The organism is Shewanella oncorhynchi, assembly GCF_012584455.1.
Classification (GTDB): Bacteria; Pseudomonadota; Gammaproteobacteria; order Enterobacterales; family Shewanellaceae; genus Shewanella; species Shewanella oncorhynchi.
Window position 1 is genome coordinate 25576 of sequence record NZ_JABAEB010000008.1, and the last position, 21964, is coordinate 47539.

Below are 21964 nucleotides of genomic sequence, written 5' to 3' on the forward strand. Positions count from 1 at the left end.
AATTTCGGATTGAACTTGCATGCCTACTACTGGCCTTCATTTAGGTTTATCCACCCTATTTATCCGTAAGGGCCTGCTAAATGAAGAGCAGATGGCTAATGCCATCACAAAATCCCGTCAGAATAAACAAGCATTAGTCAGCACTTTAGTGCAAAGTAAACTCATTTCAGCACGTGCTATTGCCGAACTCTGCTATGAGGAATATGGCACGCCACTACTCGATCTCAATGAATTTGAGCTTGCCTCGATTCCTGAGGATTTCCTCAATAAAAAACTCATTGAGAAACACCGTTGCTTACCGCTATTTAAAAGAGGAAATCGCCTATATATAGGCACATCCGACCCGACCAATATCGCCGCTCTTGAGGACTTTCAATTCAGTGCGGGCTTGCACGCTGAAGCGATTCTAGTTGAAGAAGATAAATTGGCTAAAGCACTGGAGAAAATTCTCGAAGTAGATATTAGCGGCCTAGATTTAGGCGGCATGGATGAAGCGGCACTAAGCGCCATAGAAATAGCAGATACAGATAAGCGAAGCGATGAACCGGCAGGTGAAGCCAGTGACGATGCGCCTATTGTTATCTATATCAATAAAATTCTAACCGATGCCATTCGTAAAGGCGCTTCGGATTTACACTTTGAGCCCTATGAGAAGCGCTACCGCATTCGTTTTCGCATCGACGGTATTTTACACGAAGTCTCTGAACCGCCTATAAGCCTTGCGGGTCGTTTATCGGCGCGCCTAAAAGTAATGTCAAAACTTGATATCGCCGAACGCCGCGTGCCACAGGATGGCCGGATCAAGATGAAGCTTTCCCGCACTAAGTCCATCGACTTTCGGGTAAGCACTCTACCTACCCTGTGGGGCGAGAAAATTGTAATGCGGATCTTGGATTCATCCTCCGCACAATTGGGCATTGAAAAGCTTGGTTACGAGCCTGACCAAGAAAAACTCTACCTTGAGATGTTGGCAAAACCCCAAGGGATGATTTTAGTGACCGGCCCTACAGGCTCAGGTAAAACCGTCTCTCTCTATACTGGGTTAAATATTCTCAATACCGAAGAGCGTAATATTTCTACCGCCGAAGATCCGGTAGAAATAAACCTTGAAGGCGTAAACCAAGTTCACATTAATTTAAAGGCAGGCCTCACTTTCGCCTCCGCTTTACGTTCATTCCTGCGCCAAGACCCCGATGTGGTGATGGTGGGTGAAATTCGCGATCTTGAAACCGCCGAAATAGCCATTAAAGCGGCACAAACGGGTCACTTAGTATTATCGACCTTACACACTAACTCGGCCGCCGAAACCTTGACTCGTTTAATCAATATGGGCGTGCCAGGTTATAACATAGCTAGCTCAGTTAACCTGATTATTGCCCAGCGTTTGGCGCGTCGACTTTGCCCCGAATGTAAGCAAGCTGAAATCATCCCCGAGCATGAACTATTACGTTTAGGTTTTGCCCAAGCACAAATTACCCAAGGTTTTACCACCTTTAAACCTGTGGGCTGCGAGCATTGTTCCGGCGGCTACAAAGGCAGAGTTGGTATTTACGAAGTGATGAAGATGTCCGATGAAATAGCGCGTACTATTATGGAAGGTGGCAACTCCCTACAAATCGCCTCCCAAGCTAAAGCGCAAGGGATGCGTGATTTACGTCAATCTGGATTATTAAAAGTAATTCATGGTGTTACCAGCATTGCAGAAGTCAATCGCGTAACGAGTTTTTAAGCGTAGATCACTGTAAAGAGCACCCTGCTTTTACAACCAAATAGAGATTGTTTATGGCTACAGCAACAACAGTAAGAAAGTCTCGCGGTAAAAAAAACGAGCAAAAAAGCCAGCCCCAAATTTATACCTTCGAATGGAAAGGCGTTAACCGCGACGGCAAAAAAACGGCAGGGGAGCTTAAAGGTGCAACCGCAGCCGAAATCCGTAGCCAGTTAAAATCCCAAGGCGTTACCCCAAAGAGTGTTCGTAAGCAGTCCTCTCCACTATTTAAGTTAGGTGAAGCCAACATCACCCCTATGGATATTGCCATGATGACCCGTCAAGTCGCGACTATGCTTGCTGCTGGCGTTCCTTTGGTAACGACATTTGAACTACTCGGTCGTGGCCATGAAAAAACTAAAATGCGAGAATTACTGGGTACTATTTTAACCGAGATTCAATCGGGTATTCCCTTATCAGATGCTATGCGCCCCCATAGACGTTACTTCGACGAACTATATGTTGACTTGGTCGCCGCAGGTGAGCATTCAGGTTCACTAGACTTGGTTTTCGATCGAGTCGCAACCTACAGAGAAAAATCAGAAGCACTCAAATCAAAAATTAAGAAGGCCATGTTTTACCCTGCTGCAGTTGTAATCGTTGCTATTTTGGTTACAGTTTTGTTACTTCTTTTTGTGGTGCCACAGTTTGAAGATATTTTTAAGGGCTTTGGTGCAGAGCTACCCGCCTTTACGCAACTGGTACTGCATATTTCCCGCGGCTTACAATCCTCTTGGTACATCTTTTTAGCCGCCATTGTCGGCGGCGTATTTTTGTTTGTACGCGCACATCGAAACTCGCAAATGGTGAGAGATAGAGTCGATGAAGCCGTGCTAAAAATCCCTGCCATTGGACCGATTTTACACAAAGGTGCCATGGCTCGTTTCGCCCGCACCTTAGCTACCACCTTTGCCGCAGGTGTGCCGTTAATTGATGGCTTAGAGTCCGCCGCAGGCGCATCGGGTAATGCGGTCTATCGCAAAGCTATTTTAAAAATTCGTCAAGAAGTCATGGCGGGAATGCAGATGAATGTCGCGATGCAAACCACAGGGCTCTTCCCCGATATGTTAGTGCAGATGGTGATGATAGGCGAAGAATCTGGCTCGCTGGATAACATGCTCAATAAAGTCTCAACCATCTATGAAATGCAAGTCGATGATGCCGTCGATGGCTTATCAAGTCTGATAGAACCTATTATGATGGTGGTAATCGGCACTGTCGTTGGCGGGTTAATTGTTGCTATGTACTTACCTATCTTCCAGATGGGTAAAGTTGTTAGCGGCTAGTTTAATTTCTCATCCTCAAAATATAAATAAGAACATCAAATGTCAGAATTTATCTCCCTTTTCGGCCAGTATCTAAACCAGAGTCCTTGGCTCTTTATTGTTTTAAGCTTTATCTTTGCCGCCACCATAGGCAGTTTTTTAAACGTAGTGATCCACAGATTTCCTGTAATGATGAAACGGGAATGGCAGCAAGAATGTAATCAGTATTTACTGGAATACCACTCAGAGATAGTCACACAAATCGGTATTGATAAACTCAATACACCTATAGATAGCTTCCCCGAAAAATATAATCTTGTGGTGCCAGGCTCTGCTTGCCCTAAGTGCAAAACGGCGATTAAACCTTGGCATAATTTACCTGTATTCGGCTGGTTAATGCTCAAGGGAAAATGCGCCGCTTGTCACGCCCCCATTTCCGCCCGCTACCCAATAATTGAATTAATCACGGGGCTACTTGTTGCGACTTTAGCGTGGCACTTTGGTCCAAGCTGGCAATTTGCCTTTGCGAGCATACTGACATTTGTACTTATTGCCCTTACTGGTATCGATCTTGATGAGATGCTGCTGCCTGACCAAATGACGTTACCGTTACTTTGGCTCGGCTTGATCATCAATCTAAATCATACCTTTGCGAGTCCAACCGATGCCATTATCGGTGCGGCAGCTGGCTATTTAAGCTTATGGTCCATTTTTTGGCTATTTAAGATCCTCACTGGCAAGGAAGGCATGGGCTATGGGGACTTTAAACTGCTCGCCGTTTTCGGTGCTTGGCTCGGCTGGCAAATGCTGCCGCTGGTGATTTTGCTTTCGTCCCTCGTTGGCGCAGTGGTTGGCATCGCCATGATTGTCAGTAAACGCCTCAAGCAAGGTAATCCCATCCCATTTGGGCCTTATATTGCTGCCGCAGGCTGGATAGCCCTAATATGGGGTCAACCTATAGTGGATTGGTACTTAAGTACGTTATAGAACAGGCTTCACTTAAGGATAACGGAACGTTCGCAAGCTCACTCACTGAACGCTTCGCTTACCGTAAGGGCGAAGCCCGTTCCGTAGACTGTAAGGACGAAGTCCGTCCTAGCAGCGTAGCGTACTTCATAGCTTTTAAGAGAGTTTTATGTCCAAATTTATTGTTGGTTTAACGGGTGGGATTGGTAGCGGTAAAACGACTGTTGCCAATTTATTCGCCGCAGAAGGCATTACCTTAGTCGACGCCGATATCGTTGCCCGCGACGTTGTCGCTCAGGGTTCAAAAGGACTTGAGGCCATCATTAGCCATTTTGGCATTGAGATGTTAACGTCTGAGGGTGAACTCGATCGCGCCAAACTGCGGCAACGGATATTTAGCCACCCTGAAGAACGTGAATGGTTAAACCAGCTATTGCACCCCATGATCCGCCAAGAAATGCTAGCACAGGTAGAAAAAGCAACCTCGGCCTATGTAATTATGGTCGTGCCCTTGCTATTTGAGAACGGGTTAGATAGGTTAGTCAATCGGACTTTAGTGGTGGATATTTCGCCTGAGTTGCAAATCAGCCGCACCACAAAAAGGGACAATGTTGATGCATCTCAAGTAAATAACATCATTAACAGCCAATTGAGCCGCAGCGAAAAACTCGCCCGAGCCGACGACATTATTGATAATCATGGAGAGATATCAACCTTAAAACGAGAGGTGCTAGCATTGCACCAACGCTATTTACAACTATCTGGTACTCATGACGCCCATGACTGAATTAGTTTACGAACAGCCCCTAAACGAGAAAATTCGCAGCTACTTGCGGCTCGAATACCTCGATAAACAGCTGCAAAGTAACCTAAGCAATGACCACCAACATAGATGTTTTTATCCGCTGTTTTCCCTCTGTGAATTGTCTGAACGCTGCGATTATCGCAATGAAGTATTAAAAGATATTGAGCGGCACTTGCTGCAACTGAACAAATGGCAAGAATTAGATCACGTCGACCACCAGCAAATCAATATCTATATCAACGCCCTCACCCAAGCCCGCGAACCGTTACAAAAGCCTGAACGCTTCGGCAGCCAATTAAAACAAGACAAATTTATTTCCGCACTACGACAACGCTTCGGCATGCCAGGTGCTTGCTGTAACTTCGACCTACCACAACTGCATTATTGGCTATCTAAACCTTGGGAAGAAAAACAGCACGATTATCGCTCTTGGATAGCGCATTTCGAACCTTTGCTTACCCCGATCACGTTACTACTTCAACTGACTCGTAGCACGTCCAATTACGACAATGCCGTTGCACACGCAGGCTTTTATCAAGGTGACAGTGCCCAAGCACTTGCTTTGGTAAGGGTTAAAGTCGATGCTTCCCACGGGTGTTATCCTACGATTAGCGGCCATAAAAACCGTTTCGCTATCCATTTTGTACAGTTTGAACAACAACGCCACTCCGACCGTTCAATTGATTTCTTACTGGCTACCTGTGCATGAAGCCTTTACACTAATGGCCTGAAAGACATTAGTATTGGCGGCCGCTTTATCGCCGTTAACCAAGAGAACAATTATGCCATTGACCGTTAACTGCCCTATTTGCAAAGCCCCTGTCGAGTGGGTGCCACAATCTGCATTTAAACCTTTTTGCAGCGAGCGCTGTAAGTTGATCGACCTCGGCGATTGGGCGTCAGAAAAACACGTCATCCCAGTCAAAGCCGAATTTGATCCAGAAGCATTTGATGAATTTGATCTCGATGAAGGCGATTTTTTTAAAGAGTAATTTGTGGGTTTATACACGAATCACTCAGCTCAAGCCTTTAATGCACTTACTTTTACCCACTCATTAATCGATAAATATTATGACTAAACGCATCCATGTTGCCGTCGGCATTATTACTAACTCGGCCGGTGAAATTCTGTTGGCAAAACGCCCAGATCATTTACATCAAGGTGGGAAATGGGAATTTCCTGGCGGTAAAGTTGAGACTGGCGAAACAGTCACTCAGGCATTGATCCGTGAACTCAAAGAGGAAGTCGCGCTCAATGTCACTGATAGTCAGCCATTTATGGCGTTGAGTTTCGACTATCCCGATAAACAAGTGCTACTCGATATCCATTCAGTCACCGAATTTAACGGCATAGCCAAAGGCCTTGAAGGTCAGCTTATCGCTTGGGTCACTAAAACCGACTTAACCAATTACGACTTCCCCGAGGCTAATAAGCCTATTCTTGAAAAAATTCTGGCTCAGTAATCAAGCAATTTACCTTATCATCTCAATGTGTTCTATCCCCGAATCGCGATTCGGGGATGAACTTTTTCAATGCCTTAACTCCGAAAAACATGTAATTATGTGATCGTTAAGCTTACATACCCAAACCACCTGAAGATGCAGGATTCAGCGGGAATTTAACGCACTTTAGGCAAGGCGGTTATTTGCAGACCTAGCGGGCTAAGTTAAAAATAACCAACACAGCATAAAGTGCGTTAAAACACGCCGGGACGGAGCGCCTAGGGCACTCCACTTCCGTGTTGCATCAATTCAAAAGGTGGCCGACATTCTGTCATTGATGCGCCTTGAATTGAAGCACCCTAGGCGCTCTGAAACTCGTATCTTCAGGTAGCTTGGGTATAGATATTAGCAATGCGTGATCTTGCTTGCAGCAAATCAATTAATCACTTTAATCGCATCCAGAATAATGTTTGAATCGAATTTCATTCTTTCTCTTCGATTTCGAGGTCGCATCATGCACAATAACGTTAAGGCATTCCTAGCCACTACCGCCTTATTTTTTAGTTGTCAGATACTAGCCAATGGTGGCTGTGGATTTGAAGAACAACAACAGGGTTTAATTGCGACCTGCAGTGAGGAGAAACAAGAAGTGATTTTAACTGGCATAGTAGAAGCGCAACATTTAGTCACAGATCTCAATGAGTTTGCCGAAGGGTATAAAACCTATCAAGTCGATACCACTGCAATCACCCCACTTAAAAGCATCACTAAACCTACAGAAATTGTAGTGATCATTGGTACTTGGTGCCCAGATTGTCACCGGGAAACGCCGCGCTTTATCCGTATTATGGAAGAAGTCGCTAATCCCAATATTAAAGTGACCTATATTGGCGTCGACCGAACGAAAAAAGATCCCGAAGGCTTAGCCGCAAAATACGACTTTACCCGTATACCGACCTTTATTGTACTGCAGCAAGGTAAAGAAGTTGGCCGCATCGTAGAGCGTCCAACGGTTTCCTTAGAAAAAGATCTCGCCGATTTATTGAAATAATCGCCACAGTACAAACAATAAAGGCCGCATCGCGGCCTTTAGTTTTTATCATGTTTCAATAAAATGTTAGCTGACTTCGTCAATAATCCGCTGAGCTAACATCACTAAAACACCTTCACGTAATGCACCGCCAGATAAGGCTAAATGCTCGATCCCCAGCAACTCAAACAAAGCCAATAGAATAGCGACACCCGCAGCAAAAGTCGGTGCTCGCTCACTGCAAAGCCCAGCAATCCCCATTAAGCTAATATCTTCTTGAGTGAGGATCTCAGCCTTCAACTGAGTAAGCACATCGAGTGTGATAGTTTCAGATAACCCTCGGTGAAGTAGCACTTCAACCACAGATTGCACCGCGCCAGAGGCACCAACAACACAATGCCAACCTAAATCGCGCAGGGTTTGTCTATGCTCTGCTAATGCGATTAGTACTTGCTGCTTAGCATCATCGAAATCTAACTGCTGCAGCGGCAAACTACTGAAAAATTGGCGATTATAAGTCACACTACCAAAGGGCAAACTGGTTTTGAACAACACTTGATGCCCATCGCCGATGATAAACTCTGTACTCGCCCCACCGATATCAATAACTAAGCGACGGCCTTGACCACAAGTGGTCGCCACCATACCTTGATAAATAAGCTCTGCTTCACGCATACCAGAGATAATTTCGATCGGATGACCTAAGAGTGGCAATGCACGCTGATTAAACTCATCAGCATTGCTAATACTGCGAAGAGTTGCAGTTGCAATCACAGCAACATGGTTTGCTTCAATCTTATGTTGTACCAACATCTGGGCAAACATACTCAAACAGTCGAGGCCGCGCTGCATGACATCGGGGCTTAATTTGCCATCGTTGCCTATGCCTTCGGCGAGCCTCACCTTGCGTTTATATTTCGCAATAATATGCGGCTGACCACCACGCGTTTTGGCGATCAGCATATTAAAACTATTTGAGCCTAATGTTATAGCGGCATAAGCGGGTGTTGGCATTTACGAATGTCTACGTGTCCTATCATGACGAGGAGGGCGAGCACCACTGCGTTGAGCACCTGGGCGGCTTGCCCCTGAACGATCACGCAAGTTTCGAGTGCCGCTAGGGTGTTTACGGTGGATCTTCGCTGGCGTAGGAATATCGGCCAGTAAAGCTTCACTGTCGTAGTTACTTACTGGAATCGAATGATTGATGTAGCTTTCGATTGCCGGCAAGTTCAGTGCGTACTCTTCACAGGCAAAGCTTATCGACATGCCTTTGTTACCCGCACGACCCGTACGACCGATTCGGTGAACATAGTCTTCGCAATCATCTGGTAAATCATAGTTATACACGTGTGAAACGTCAGAAATATGTAAACCACGAGCCGCAACATCAGTAGCAACCAATATATCGAGCTGGCCACTGGTAAATTGCTCAAGGATACGAATACGCTTTTTCTGTGGCACATCACCCGTTAATAAACCCACACGATGTCCGTCACCTTCAAGCCAAGACCAAAGCGTTTCGCAACTGTGCTTAGTGTTGGAGAAAACGATGGCTTTTTCTGGCCAATCTTCTTCAATCAAGGTCAACAGCAAACGCATCTTCTCTTCTTGGGAAGGATAGAAGATTTCTTCTTTGATGTTTTTGGAGGTTTTTTCTTCGGGGGCGATTTCGACTTTAACGGGCTCATTCATATGATCATAAGCCAGCTCTTGTACTTTCATGGACAAGGTTGCCGAAAATAACATATTAAGACGTTGATTTGCCTCAGGCATACGTCTAAATAAGAAGCGGATATCTTTAATAAAACCAAGATCAAACATACGATCGGCTTCATCAAGTACCACAGCCTGAATTGAATTCAAGCCAATAATACCTTGGCGAACGTAGTCGATAATTCGACCCGTTGTACCAATCAAGATATCAACACCTTGATCTAATACTTTACGCTGCACATCGTAACTTTCACCGCCATAAACAATACCCACTTTTAAGTGTGTGTGCTTAGCGAGTAAAATCGCATCTTTGGCAATCTGAATCGCCAGTTCGCGAGTAGGGGCCATAATGATGGCGCGGGGCTGATTAATCAGTCGACCTTCAGGTATGGGAGTCGATAATAAATGATTAAACGTGGCGACCAAAAAGGCCATTGTCTTACCAGTGCCCGTTTGTGCTTGGCCTGCGATATCTTTTGATTGGAGTAATACAGGCAGTGATAACGCCTGGATCGGCGTACAAAATTCGAAGCCGTTCTCGGCAAGGGCCTGTTTAACCTCAGGATGTAGAGGTAGGTCGGCAAACCTTTGGGTAGATAGATGTGTTTCGCTCATAGCGCAAGCTTACCTGTTGAGGTTGCAATAAGATACTCGATCGTTTGAAATAGCCACATTGTAAAAAGGTAACTTGAAAAGCTATTTTTCAGCCCCAATATACATGGTAAGCCATTAACAAACCAGCAATGGCACCCAAACTGGAGAACATCATGAGCGATAAAATTATATACCTGAGTGACGACAGCTTCGAAAACGACGTATTAAAGTCTGATTTGCCAGTATTGGTAGACTTCTGGGCCGAGTGGTGTGGTCCTTGTAAAATGATCGCTCCAATTTTAGACGATGTGTCTGAAGAATATGCAGATCGCTTGACTATCGCTAAATTAAACGTTGACCAAAACAATGTTTCTCCAGCGAAATATGGCGTTCGTGGCATCCCAACTTTACTGCTATTCAAGAACGGCGAATTAGCCGCGACTAAAGTTGGCGCACTCTCAAAAACGCAATTGAAAGAGTTTATCGACGCTCAAATCTAATTTGACGTCGTAATGAGTGACCTCCGGCACAAGCTATAAATTAATTGTGCCGGAATTTCCCTAAATTTCTGGACGCCCCGCTTTGTTAGTGCTACTTTAATAACCAGATTCTTTCTAATAACCTCTTCTCGCTCGTCAATCACTATCCTGAATTACATCCTTACTGATTGATCGCGGTAAGCTTTGTCGCGTAACACAAGACCCCCAAAATGAACTTAACTGAATTAAAAGACACGCCGATTTCTGACCTAGTCTCGCTAGCTGAAAATATGAAGCTCGAAAATATGGCCCGCGCTCGCAAGCAGGACATTATTTTCTCAATCCTTAAAGCCCACGCAAAAAGTGGAGAAGACATTTTCGGTGGTGGGGTATTAGAAATACTCCAAGACGGTTTCGGCTTCTTACGCAGCTCAGACGGTTCTTATTTAGCTGGTCCAGATGACATCTATGTCTCACCAAGCCAAATTCGCCGCTTCAACATGCGAACGGGTGATACCATTTTTGGTAAAATTCGCCCACCAAAAGAAGGCGAGCGTTATTTTGCCCTATTGAAAGTCAACGAAGTTAACTTCGATAAACCAGAAAACTCCCGTAATAAAATCCTCTTTGAAAACTTGACCCCACTCCACGCAGAAGAACGTATGCGTATGGAGCGCGGCAATGGCTCAACTGAAGATATTACCGCGCGTATTCTGGATTTATGCTCACCGATTGGTAAAGGTCAACGTGGTTTGATCGTTGCACCACCAAAAGCCGGTAAAACGCTATTACTTCAAGGTATTGCTCAAAGCATCAGCTACAACAACCCAGAAGTGGTGTTGATGGTATTGCTGATCGACGAACGCCCAGAAGAAGTAACTGAGATGCAACGCCTCGTTAAAGGCGAAGTTATCGCATCAACCTTCGATGAGCCAGCCAGCCGTCACGTTCAAGTTGCCGAAATGGTGATTGAAAAAGCAAAACGTTTGGTTGAACACAAGAAAGACGTCGTTATCTTACTCGATTCGATTACCCGTTTAGCCCGTGCCTATAACACTGTTATCCCGTCATCGGGCAAAGTGTTAACGGGTGGTGTGGATGCTAACGCCCTGCACCGTCCAAAACGCTTCTTCGGTGCGGCACGTAACATCGAACACGGCGGCAGCTTGACCATTATCGCCACAGCCTTGGTTGATACGGGTTCTAAGATGGACGAAGTGATCTACGAAGAATTTAAAGGTACAGGTAACCAAGAGCTACATTTGTCACGTAAAGCGGCAGAAAAGCGCGTGTTCCCAGCCATTGACTTCAACCGCAGCGGTACCCGTCGTGAAGAAAAACTCACGACTCAAGAAGAACTGCAAAAAATGTGGATCCTGCGTAAGATCCTCAATCCTATGGATGAAGTCAGCGCAATGGAATTCTTAATCGATAAATTGGCGATGACCAAGACTAACGAAGAGTTCTTTACCGCCATGAAACGCACTAAGTCTTAAGCCATACAAGATTGCATGAATAATAAGGCCGCTCACTGAGCGGCCTTTTGTTTATGTATAAAAAAAAGCCGCGAGTGCGGCTAATCTTGATTCAAGTGACTTAATCAAGCACAGGTAAGTAACTGAGCACTAACTGATCTCGACTTAGCTGGCTATCAATGATCTCCCCTACTGTGCCATTGTTTAACTTGATGGCAAGCGTGGCCTCCCCGGCTTGCGCCTTAAAGGTTTCCATCTCTTTAATTCGGTTAATCAGCGCGAGTGCTAAGGTGTTTTCTGCGGTTGCCGCGTACACTCGGCCATTTAACGTCACTTCCGCTTGAGTAGCCAATGCCGGGCCAGCTAAACGAATACCAACATATTCACGCCATACCCTAGCTTTTTGCTCGCCTTGATAATCACTGTCAACGGATGCAAGCACCACTTGGCGTAATATCATCTGCAGTAAATTACTCTTACCTTTTGGCTGCCCGTTCACAGTATCGAATTGGAAGTAACGTGATACCGAACGGTCATAATTAGGTAATGGCTCAATACTTTGTTGCGCAAAATCAGTGTAATAAGGCAAATAGCTATCGAGCATACCACTCGCGCCACAGCTTTCGGCAAAAAGTGGCGTATTACCACGAGTCAGCCCAGGACCTTCACCCATGGTCATCTTACACAGCATATCTTGGAACACTGGACCCACATTAGGTAAATCAACCAATGCTTTATAACCAAGACTCGATGTACTACGTGGGGTAGTTCGTGATACTAAGGCTCTCACGGCTAACAATTTATCTGGCCACACCCCCAACACGTCGCGCTCATTCACATAGGGATGGTTAGGTGAGGACGCAGGCGTTTTAATACCGTTGAGTAAGCGACCCGAAAAGCTGACATCCGCCGTTAATAAATCCTGAAATTTAGGATTAATTTGCGATTTAATGATCAGCTCTTTCAAGGCTTCTGGAGAATCAGAGAACTGACTTATCACCTCACCTGGCTCAAACTTCACCTTCATATCGCCGCTTTTAAAACGATATTGTTCAAGTACTTTGCCAAAATTGTACTGTTGTCTTAAGGCCACGCTGCCATCGGCTTGCTTGTATGTCACATCGAGGGTCGCATCATTTTCTCCCACCAGCTTAAGGAAGAAATCTGCCGACTGATTCATCGCCCGCTGATTCGCGCAATACCAAGCCTCGCTACCTGCCGCCGCCAATCGTTCGCATTCACCAGCGAAAAAGTTTTCAGATAGACCAAATAATTGCTCTAAAAAGCTCACATCTTCAATGAATTGACGTATTTCATCAAACTGAGCTTTACGATTAATGGCGTAACTTAGGCTATGATCTTCAAATAAAGATTGACGATTATGGCGTAGGTTCATGGTCTCGTAGCTATCAAAATACTTCTCGATATAGAACTGATTAATATCATCTAAGTTTTTACCTGCATCACCACGATTACAGTTGCTGTTAAGGGACACATGTTCATCAGTGCAGTAAGAATACTGACGTAGGCTATTGTTTTGCTCAATGTTATAGAGCACGCCAAATCGAGTATCTCCATTAACAACCCCTTTGGCGAGTTCGTCACGGCGTTTGACATCTTCTGCTTTGAGCGATACAAATTCGTTGGCTTTCGTTTCCACTTCACGGGCATAACCAAAACGTAACGCAGCTAAGTCATAGGGTTCAAACGTGATCGCAAACCGATTCACGTTGTAATCCATTTGGCTCGAAAACTCGGCATTAACAGTAATGTCTGGGTAACCTGTATCGCTAAAGGCGGCTTTTAACTCCGTCAGTTGCGCTTGGTTAAAGGTATTGTCGTGGTCGCGACTCCCAGCAAAGTTATGCCTTAAGCCAAAGGTATGTCCTAACTCATGGGTTAAGGTGCCAGCAAATGCTTGTGCGGCTAGGGCTGTCGTTAAGGCGTCTTGTAAACTTATAGGCAAATCTTCAAATGCCGCTAACTTACCGCCCACTTTGCCATCAACCCACATTTCAGCTTTTTTCCAGTCAATTTCATGACCTTTGATGCCGCGAGGTAATTCACGATCACTACCACCCGTAGCAAACACGGTATCCACATGCATCATTGAGTTTTCAGACCAAAACGCTTGTGTTTTTTCATCAAAATCCGCTAAGGCATCGAAACTATTATCCTTGGGCGTTAATAACATCGATTTGGGTGCAGCAATAAGTTGCTGAGTGGGTTGCTCAAATGCAGCCGCCTCAACTGGCGCGGTGTCTAGGCTGACATCTGGCTTGTTCAAATTCGATACATAAGGCTCGCCCGTTAACGATGTGACTGAATTCGCGTCTAATTTGCCTCTGTTATAATCTAAACGCACTTGGCGATAGTAACGTACTGCGCCTTGTTTTAGATTCGAGCTGTATTGATTAACTCGTGCACTAACAATTTCACCTGTTAGTGGGTTTGCCGCTGATGGACCATAACCCGCCAAGCCATTATCCAGTGGCTCATCGAATAAGGTGATGTTGCTATAACGTAGGTCGCCATGGCGTTTATCGTTGGCTTGCTCAAGTTTTATCTGTGGAAAACCGGTTTTATACAGCTTGTTTTGAATGTTAATTGCCGTAACAGACTCAATGGCAGCATCCAAAAAGGGTTTATTTTTCGCATCGTAGAAATTATTACTCAGGTAATAAGTCAGTTCCGATTTGGCCGGATTGAAGCGATTCAAGTAAGTTCGCACATACCCGTCAACGCCCTCTGAGTCAGTCGCATCACGATAGGTATGGGAGGAGGTAAAGAAACCAAATGCGCCCTTTTCATTTTCGGCATAGGGAATCGCTTGATAGTCTTTACTGGCTAACTGATCCACTGCCACAATCGAAATAAACTCGGTGGTCGTAAAGGATAGGTTGTCGAGGTTGCCACCGTAAAATTGGTTAAAGCAACTTGGTGAAGCTTGATAAGTATGCTCAATTTCAAAGTTAACCACGCCCTTAGCTAAATCCATCTCATAGCCTTTTTGGCCTTGAGTATTCACTAGACGCGGGGCTTCTGTTTCAGTAACGCATTCTCCAAAGGTGAAAATGTCATTAATGCCCAGCTCGGCAATTTTGGCTTTGGCAAAATCGGGGACAAAGTAGCGCTTATCCTGCCATGTTAAATTAGCATCTGTGTTAACTTGCTCTACGTTAACGCACTCACGCCATTTATCTTCAGTACATTTAAAGTCGATATATTCGCCAGGAATGGTTAACACTGGCGCTTGGTTATACTCATTAGGATAACGACTGTCATGGCCTAGTCCGATATTATCTCGGTCAATTTGACGTACTTGGATACCATTCTCAGTTTTATGCAAGGTCACCAACTTAGGATCACCTTGGGTAAAACCTCGCACCTCGGCAGCATAACGCGGAGCCTTACCCACGCTGCGAATGTAGAGATATTGCCGCTCAGTTGCTTTATCGATGTCGGCAGTGGTGACTTGCTTTTCATCTTTCGGGAGTTCTTTATAAGGCTCATCGCCGGCACCACACCCCACAAGGGTCAGTGCGCTGGTGATCGCCAGACATAGCATGGACTTCTTCATAGATTCCTCTTAACTACTGTTTTTATAGATATTTAGTAATTGACAAATAAAAGGTTGAACTCTTTTTGTCATAAATCTCAAATCCCTGAGATGTCCCCACTTCTGGGTTATAGAAACGACCACTATTGTTGTGACCTACAGCCAACACCCAATCAGGCTTAAACGACCAACCGAGTTCTTGGGCAAAGGTAAATTGATCATCGAGTCGACGACCGTAATAGTTTTTGGAAATCCGATAACGACCACTCATATCCAAATACCAATTGGCCGTTATTTGCCAATAAGCATCGAGTAATCCATCGAGTTGCTGTTCAACTAACACGCGCTCACCAGCGGTTTTGTATTGGTAAGCGTTGTAGCGATAGCGCGGTGAAAAATAAAAACTTAGGTTATCTAGCGGGCTCCAAAATAAGTACGCGGCAATGCGCGGCGCATATTGCAACCTATCTAGTTTTGATTCACGTTCTGCGGATAAATACACACCTAAACTGCCTTTCAATGAGACGGTATCGGTTAAGGCATACAGTGGCGTGCGGTACTCCAGCAAAGGATCATAAAAACTGGACTCTTTGTCATGTAGTGTTTGCTTTTCACCCCCAAGGGTAAACAACACATTGCCCCAATTTGCCTTGTAATCGATACGGCTATCGATGTTGTAGGCTTGATAGGCGTAATAACTTTCCGAGTCATAAATGTTTCGCGTAAAACCCACATTAACGTAGCCAGACCATTTTGCTGCTTGTGCATCCGTTGCTAGCTCAAATTCATTGACGGCCAATGCTTGGCCGACAAAGGAGAAACTGGCCAGCATCACCTGCACGCAGAAAAGCACAGACCATTTATTTCGTCGACGAGAAATCGACGAATAATATTGATTACTCGTTGGTTGCATAATAAAACCTTGATTTATATTTTTAATGAAAAATCTTGATAGTGAGCATGCGCTCTATTTAACGCTAGGATGTACTTGCTTGAATTGATTTAATCCAATTAAGTAAAACTGAATAATAGTTTTCTATATTAGTAATATAACTACGTATAAATATGGTTAAGACGAAATAAATAAAACCCAAAAAAACGAAAAAAGACGCTCCCCAAAATATGCTTTCAAAATCCGTTTGGGCAAACCCAGCCCAAAGGGGAGCGCTATATTCACCAACTATTACTATTGACTGATGGCTAACAGGTTCACAGTGAAACCCCAACACTGAAGCCATTGATAAATAATTATTTTTAATAACACAAGAATTAGACAACGCGGCAATATTCACAGGTAAACTCACCCATAATATTCCAAATATCAGCCACTCACCCACAGCGAAAAGAAAACGCTTCGGTATTTTTGGATATTTTTTTGTGGCTAATTTCGTTAACATTGCTCGTCAATACGTCATGCTATAAATAATCTCCACTGCGACATCACAGCCAAAGACACAAAAAGATACATTTGTTGCATCATACGCACGAACAAAAAATATTTACAACTCACACAAGAGCTAACTCATATTAAATTAAAATAAATATGAGTTAGATCAGAAAAACCCAACAAAATTAAACATAAAAAACACAATGAGAAACAACTAAGCCCATCAAGCAAAACAATTTAGAAAACTTTATTTATAAATAAATAACAACATGCAGTGCGCTTATTTACATATACCACCAAAATGCAATTGCTTAAGGGTGTTGTGGGAAAATATGACGAGCCGCCAACTGCATTTGCAGCTCTTTACAGCGCTGGCGTAACATTTCGCGAAGCAGTAACACCACGGGAGTGACATGTTCGCGCCCTGGGCACACTAAGTATAAATCGACGGGTTCCCCCTTATACTCAGGCAACAAACGTACTAATCGCCCTGAGATTAAGTCATCGGCCAGATCTAGACTCGACTTAAATACCAACCCTTTGCCAGCCACAGCCCAACGGCGGGCAATCTCGGCATCATTAGCACTACGATTGCCCATGACACGCACTTTGAATTCTTGACCATCACGCCTAAATAGCCATTGATCGTGGGTGCGATCATCCAACTTATAAAACAAGCAATTATGCTCGACTAGTTGTTCTAATGAATCAAGCACACCAAACTTGGCGAGATATTCAGGTGAGGCGCACAAGACACGATCAACACTGCAGATAGGGAAAGCCACTTGGTTAGAATCCTGCGGTTTTCCATAGCGCACGGCGACATCAATTTTATCGTGGTAAAAACTGCTGATATTGTCGCCAAGGTGCAAGCGCACTTGCAGTTGAGGAAAATCGAGCAAAAAATCGTCGAGCCAAGGCACAAACAAATTACGACCAAAGTCTGAAGAAACCGACAGGCTTAAAGTGCCAGATATTTTACCTTTATCACTGGCGATAGCCTGTTCGCCAAGCGCTAAATCGCTTAGCGCACGTCGGCAATGAATAAGATAACGTTCACCTTGCACAGTCAAACGTAAGCTGCGTGTCGTGCGGATAAATAAACTAGTATCAAGCTGTTTCTCAAGCCGTTTTATTGCAGCGCTGGCAGAAGCAGCCGAGATATCCATCTCGGCTGCTGCGGCAGATATATTGCCGCAATCAGCGACTCGCACGAACAAAGCTAAATCATTAATTAGCATGATTATCAAAAATCCTTTGAAAAAATTACAAACTTTATCCTGTTTATCTCTTGGCTAATATTCCACACAATGGCTACACGATACAAGTACACTCAAACAAGTAGACTCCAGCAAGTACACCCAGAGGAATAAACATGAAAGCCATTGGTTACCAGACAGCAGGTGCAATAACAGCGCCCAATGCATTAGAAAACATCACGCTAGCCGAGCCAACTGCGACAGGTTTTGACCTTTTAGTGGAAATCAAAGCCATTTCTGTCAATCCGGTTGATACAAAAATCCGTGCATCTAGCTCAGCACCTGCAGGTGAATACAAAATTATCGGCTGGGATGCGGTCGGTGTCGTCAAAGCCGTTGGTGAGAAAGCCAGTCTTTTCAACGTTGGCGATGAAGTGTGGTATGCAGGCGATATCAGTCGCAGCGGAAGTTATGCAGAATATCAATTGGTTGATGAGCGAATTGTCGGCCATAAACCTAAAAGTTTAACCTATACCCAAGCCGCGGCATTACCTTTAACGGGGATTACGGCATGGGAGATTTTATTCGACCGTTTAGCTTTACCCCAAGATGGTTCGGCAACTGACGCCCGTATTTTAATTATCGGTGCGGCCGGCGGTGTGGGTTCAATCATCACTCAGCTTGCAGTAAAACTCACTGGTGCAGAAGTCATAGGCACTGCATCTCGTCCAGAATCCGCCGCTTGGGTGCATAAGCTTGGTGCCGATGCTGTTATCGACCACACCAAGCCACTTTCACAGGAACTTGCCAATATTGGCATTACTAATGTGACCCATGTGATTAGCTTAACCCAAACCGATCAGCATTTTGATGAAATAGTACAAGTGCTTAAGCCACAAGGAAAACTAGCATTAATCGATGATCCTAAGGGGCCATTAGATGTGATGAAACTTAAGCGTAAAAGCTTATCCTTACACTGGGAACTGATGTTTACCCGCAGCCTTTATCAGACCGAGGATATGATTGCGCAACATCACTTACTCAACCGCTTAAGCGCTCTTATCGATACAGGCGAGTTACAGAGTACGTTCGGTGAGCACTACGGCACCATTAATGCCCAAAACTTAATCAAAGCTCACGCTCAGATAGAGTCTGGCAAAGCGATCGGTAAAATTGTTTTAGAAGGTTTTAACCAATGAAAATAACAGTATTTGCTCAAATCATAGCGAATCAAGGCCAAAGCGATACGCTATTTAAGATACTCAAGCAACTCGTGACAGACACTCATACCGAGGCTGGCTGCATCGAATACAAACTGCATCACTCATTAGATGATGAAAATATCTTCTGGATGTACGAAATTTGGCAATCCCAAGCCGCACTGGATGAACATATGGCGAGTACGCACTTTCAAGCATTCGTCGCTCAAACCGCAGACATAATCAATCGAGCTGACATTCACAAAAGCTACGCCTGCTAATCAACAAAAAAGCGCCAAACACGTTGGCGCTTTTCATCATTTATCACTAATCAAATCAAAGTCATGGCCATCTTGCGGCGTAAATAGGCGATTTGCTGCATGTGTGGCAAATCCTTAGGGCAGTTATCTTGGCAGCCGAGTAAAGTCATGCAGCCAAACACGCCATCCTGATTGCCAATCACATGGTAAAAATCCTCGGCAGTACGAGCGTCACGGCTATCCATCTCAAAACGAGCTATTTTCATCATACCCACAGCGCCGACAAAAGTTTCACGCATTTGTTTAGTCGCACAGGCGGAAACACACACGCCACATTCAACGCAGCGCTCTAGCTCATACAAACGCGCAGCTTCATCTGGATCCATAGGATCTTCAAGCCGATGCACGCTTATATCATTGGCCTTAGGGTGTAACCACAGCTTTAAGCGTTCGGCCAGTTCCCGCATAAACTTACCAGTGTTAACCGAGAGATCACCAATCAACTCAAAACCTGGCAGCGGCATTAAGGTGATTTCGCCCTTAGGGTATTTGGCCGTTAAGGTGCGGCAAGCTAGCGTCGGGAAACCGTTGATCACCATAGCGCAGCTACCACAGATGCCAGCACGACAGACAAAGTCGAACTGCAATGAAGTGTCTTGTTCTTCCCTGAGTTTATTAAGGGCGATAAATACCGTCATCCCCGGCGTTTCGGTAAGCTGATAACGCACCATTTTCGGCTTATCGTTTGGCTCCTGCGGATCATAACGAAAGATATTAAAGGTTAACTGGCGACCTTGGCTCATTATGATTTTTCTCCTAACGCATTGGCAGATGGACTTTTTAAAGTATCACTTAAACGTTCATTATTGGGTTGTAAGCTCTCGGGTAATTCAAAGGGCATAAGAGCCCGCTGCCTTTGATAACGGTCAGCATCATCACCTAGCTCAGCTAAAATCTCGGCAATTTGCTGTTCACGCTTTTCGGTATCGGGATGCACTATGGCGTTGTTGATGCCATAACCACGATAACCCGGCGGGAGTTCCATCTTCATCACATCGAGTGCTTCGTAGTTAAGCACAGGTTCGAGTGCATCGGGATCCGGCCAGCTGGCCAAGGTGCGATTCAGCCAGTCTCGATCATTTCGCTGTGGATAATCCTCGCGAGCATGGGCACCACGACTCTCTGTTCGCGCTGCGGCGCCGCAGGCTACGGTTAGCGCCACTTTTAGCATACGCTTAACCCGCAGGGCTTCGACTAACTCAGGATTGGCGTGACGCTTTTTACACTTAAGCCCGAGTTTACGCGAACGCTCGAGCAACACTTTTAGTTCGGCAACCGCTTTTTCAAGCTCGGGGCCATTACGGAAAATCCCCACATAATCCATCATGATGCGCTGCATTTCACGCTTGAGTTCAAAGGCGCTCTCGTGACCATCACCCTCGACCAGCACATCAATTTCACTCTGCACCTGCTGCATAAACCGTTCAGCAAGCTGAGTGTCGATCTCAAGGCTATTGTTCTCACAAAAATCGGCGACATATTTACCAATAATCATGCCGCCAACCACGGTTTCGGCCAACGAATTACCGCCTAAACGGTTAAAGCCGTGCATGTCCCAACAAGCCGCCTCTCCTACGCTAAATAAGCCTTTAAGCTGCGGACTTTCACCTGTGGCATTAGTCCGAATACCGCCCATAGAATAATGCTGAGTTGGGCGTACAGGGATCCAATCTTTAGCGGGATCGATGCCAAGGAAATTCTCACAAATTTCCTGCACTTCCCTAAGATTCGTTTCAATATGCTTGCGACCTAAAAGGGTTATATCTAGCCACAAATGCGGGCCATAAGGGCTATCGACGCCCTTACCTTTACGTATATGTTCGGTCATGCGACGCGATACGACATCCCGCGATGCCAACTCCTTTTTATCGGGCTCATAGTCAGGCATAAAGCGATAACCGTCTTTATCGCGCAATAAGCCGCCATCACCACGGCACCCTTCCGTTGTTAAAATGCCCACGGGAACAATGGCAGTGGGATGGAATTGTACCGCCTCCATATTGCCAAGCCTTGCCACGCCCGTTTCCAATGCCAACGCTTGGCCAATACCTTCGCAGATGATCGCATTGGTCGACACTTCATAAATTCGGCCATAACCACCAGTGGCTATCGTAGTGGACTTAGCCACAAAGGCTCTAAGTTCACCCGTAATCAAACAACGAGCAATCACGCCATGACAACGCTTACCATCGTGAATAAGTGCCAAGGCTTCGATACGTTCATGGACGGGAATATCCATGGAAATCGCTTTGTTATCCATAGCGTATAACAGCGAATGACCTGTACCATCGGCGGTATAACAAGTGCGCCATTTTTTAGTGCCGCCAAAGTCCCGCGCATTAATCAATCCATGGGCTTCCTGCGCCTCATGTAGCGTGACTTTTTGCGCATTGACTATCACTTCTCTTGGGCCAGCAGTCACCCGAGACCAAGGAACGCCCCAATTGGCCAGCTCACGTACTGCCTTAGGTGCACAATGGGCAAACATCCGTGCGACATCTTGATCGCAGCCCCAGTCGGAACCTTTTACCGTATCTTGAAAATGCACATCCTCATCATCGCCCATTCCCTTAACGGCATTGCCTAAACTCGCCTGCATCCCTCCTTGAGCGGCAGCAGAGTGGGAACGTTTTGCAGGAATGAGTGACAGAACTAAAGTGTCAAGCCCACGCTCTTTCGAAGCGATAGCGACCCTTAAGCCCGCGAGCCCAGCTCCTACCACCAATGAATCGGTATAAATCAGTTTCACGCCTGCTCCT

At 45.2% G+C, this 21964-nt stretch carries 20 protein-coding genes; 12 read left to right on the plus strand and 8 right to left on the minus strand.

The features are described 5' to 3' along the window. Positions 1-19 precede the first annotated feature (19 nt). The 8 genes from pilB to HGO26_RS13745 all read left to right on the plus strand — a co-directional run bounded on the left by pilB (position 20) and on the right by HGO26_RS13745 (position 7298). Positions 20-1729 carry a type IV-A pilus assembly ATPase PilB gene (gene pilB, locus HGO26_RS13705; RefSeq protein ID WP_131523414.1) on the plus strand — a complete coding sequence of 570 codons (1710 nt, stop codon included), beginning with the start codon at positions 20-22 and terminating at the stop codon, positions 1727-1729. A gap of 53 nt (positions 1730-1782) precedes the next feature. After that, positions 1783-3054 (plus strand): type II secretion system F family protein, encoded by a 1272-nt coding sequence (locus HGO26_RS13710; RefSeq protein WP_131523413.1) that lies wholly within the window; start codon positions 1783-1785, stop codon positions 3052-3054. 39 nt (positions 3055-3093) lie between these two features. After that, the gene (locus HGO26_RS13715; RefSeq protein WP_168825830.1) at positions 3094-4020 is read left to right on the plus strand and encodes a prepilin peptidase; all 927 of its coding nucleotides are present in this window, start codon (positions 3094-3096) and stop codon (positions 4018-4020) included. Between the two features lie 148 nt (positions 4021-4168). After that, positions 4169-4786, plus strand: coding sequence for a dephospho-CoA kinase (coaE, locus tag HGO26_RS13720; protein ID WP_168825832.1), 618 nt, complete (start codon positions 4169-4171; stop codon positions 4784-4786). Then, the gene (zapD, locus tag HGO26_RS13725; RefSeq protein WP_168825833.1) at positions 4779-5513 is read left to right on the plus strand and encodes a cell division protein ZapD; all 735 of its coding nucleotides are present in this window, start codon (positions 4779-4781) and stop codon (positions 5511-5513) included. The genes coaE and zapD overlap by 8 nt, the downstream gene beginning before the upstream one ends. A 73-nt stretch (positions 5514-5586) precedes the next feature. Then, positions 5587-5796, plus strand: a complete 210-nt coding sequence (yacG, locus tag HGO26_RS13730; RefSeq protein WP_006083355.1) for a DNA gyrase inhibitor YacG — start codon at positions 5587-5589, stop codon at positions 5794-5796. Positions 5797-5875: 79 nt separating this feature from the next. Then, on the plus strand, positions 5876-6268 hold the full coding sequence (mutT, locus tag HGO26_RS13735) for an 8-oxo-dGTP diphosphatase MutT (protein ID WP_168825835.1): 393 nt from the start codon (positions 5876-5878) through the stop codon (positions 6266-6268). A 493-nt stretch (positions 6269-6761) separates the two neighbouring features. Further along, entirely contained in the window at positions 6762-7298 is a 537-nt protein-coding gene (locus tag HGO26_RS13745) for a thioredoxin family protein (protein ID WP_168825837.1), read from the plus strand. Between the two features lie 66 nt (positions 7299-7364). Here HGO26_RS13745 and HGO26_RS13750 read toward each other — a convergent pair whose 3' ends face one another. Then, positions 7365-8291, minus strand: a complete 927-nt coding sequence (locus HGO26_RS13750) for a Ppx/GppA phosphatase family protein (protein WP_168825839.1) — start codon at positions 8289-8291, stop codon at positions 7365-7367. Next, positions 8292-9608 (minus strand): ATP-dependent RNA helicase RhlB, encoded by a 1317-nt coding sequence (gene rhlB / locus HGO26_RS13755; protein WP_063884693.1) that lies wholly within the window; start codon positions 9606-9608, stop codon positions 8292-8294. Positions 9609-9760: 152 nt separating this feature from the next. On the opposite strand from rhlB, the gene trxA reads away from it, so the two are divergent. Together trxA and rho are read left to right on the plus strand one after the other, a co-directional pair. After that, positions 9761-10087 (plus strand): thioredoxin TrxA, encoded by a 327-nt coding sequence (trxA, locus tag HGO26_RS13760; protein WP_168825841.1) that lies wholly within the window; start codon positions 9761-9763, stop codon positions 10085-10087. Between the two features lie 209 nt (positions 10088-10296). Beyond that, positions 10297-11562 carry a transcription termination factor Rho gene (rho, locus tag HGO26_RS13765; protein ID WP_011787892.1) on the plus strand — a complete coding sequence of 422 codons (1266 nt, stop codon included), beginning with the start codon at positions 10297-10299 and terminating at the stop codon, positions 11560-11562. 100 nt (positions 11563-11662) lie between these two features. Here the strand turns inward: rho and HGO26_RS13770 are convergent, their stop codons facing one another. The 4 genes from HGO26_RS13770 to HGO26_RS13785 form a co-directional block, all read right to left on the minus strand. Beyond that, on the minus strand, positions 11663-15121 hold the full coding sequence (locus tag HGO26_RS13770; protein WP_168825843.1) for a zinc-dependent metalloprotease: 3459 nt from the start codon (positions 15119-15121) through the stop codon (positions 11663-11665). A 22-nt stretch (positions 15122-15143) separates the two neighbouring features. Next, positions 15144-16013 (minus strand): hypothetical protein, encoded by an 870-nt coding sequence (locus HGO26_RS13775; protein WP_168825845.1) that lies wholly within the window; start codon positions 16011-16013, stop codon positions 15144-15146. Positions 16014-16077: 64 nt separating this feature from the next. Continuing rightward, positions 16078-16497 carry a hypothetical protein gene (locus tag HGO26_RS13780; protein ID WP_168825847.1) on the minus strand — a complete coding sequence of 140 codons (420 nt, stop codon included), beginning with the start codon at positions 16495-16497 and terminating at the stop codon, positions 16078-16080. Between the two features lie 301 nt (positions 16498-16798). After that, positions 16799-17728 (minus strand): LysR family transcriptional regulator, encoded by a 930-nt coding sequence (locus tag HGO26_RS13785; protein WP_168825849.1) that lies wholly within the window; start codon positions 17726-17728, stop codon positions 16799-16801. Between the two features lie 134 nt (positions 17729-17862). Between HGO26_RS13785 and HGO26_RS13790 the strand changes: the two genes are divergently transcribed. After that, positions 17863-18885, plus strand: a complete 1023-nt coding sequence (locus HGO26_RS13790) for a zinc-binding alcohol dehydrogenase family protein (RefSeq protein WP_168825851.1) — start codon at positions 17863-17865, stop codon at positions 18883-18885. Beyond that, complete coding sequence (locus tag HGO26_RS13795) at positions 18882-19166, plus strand: putative quinol monooxygenase (protein ID WP_168825853.1); 285 nt, start codon at positions 18882-18884, stop codon at positions 19164-19166. The genes HGO26_RS13790 and HGO26_RS13795 overlap by 4 nt, the downstream gene beginning before the upstream one ends. Positions 19167-19216: 50 nt before the next feature. Here the strand turns inward: HGO26_RS13795 and HGO26_RS13800 are convergent, their stop codons facing one another. After that, positions 19217-19948: a fumarate reductase iron-sulfur subunit gene (locus HGO26_RS13800; RefSeq protein WP_113940800.1), complete on the minus strand. Its 732-nt coding sequence runs from the start codon at positions 19946-19948 to the stop codon at positions 19217-19219. Then, a complete protein-coding gene (locus HGO26_RS13805) occupies positions 19948-21954 on the minus strand; it encodes a fumarate reductase flavoprotein subunit (protein ID WP_168825855.1) in 2007 nt (668 codons plus the stop codon). Before HGO26_RS13805 ends, HGO26_RS13800 begins: the two co-directional genes overlap by 1 nt. Positions 21955-21964: the final 10 nt, after the last annotated feature.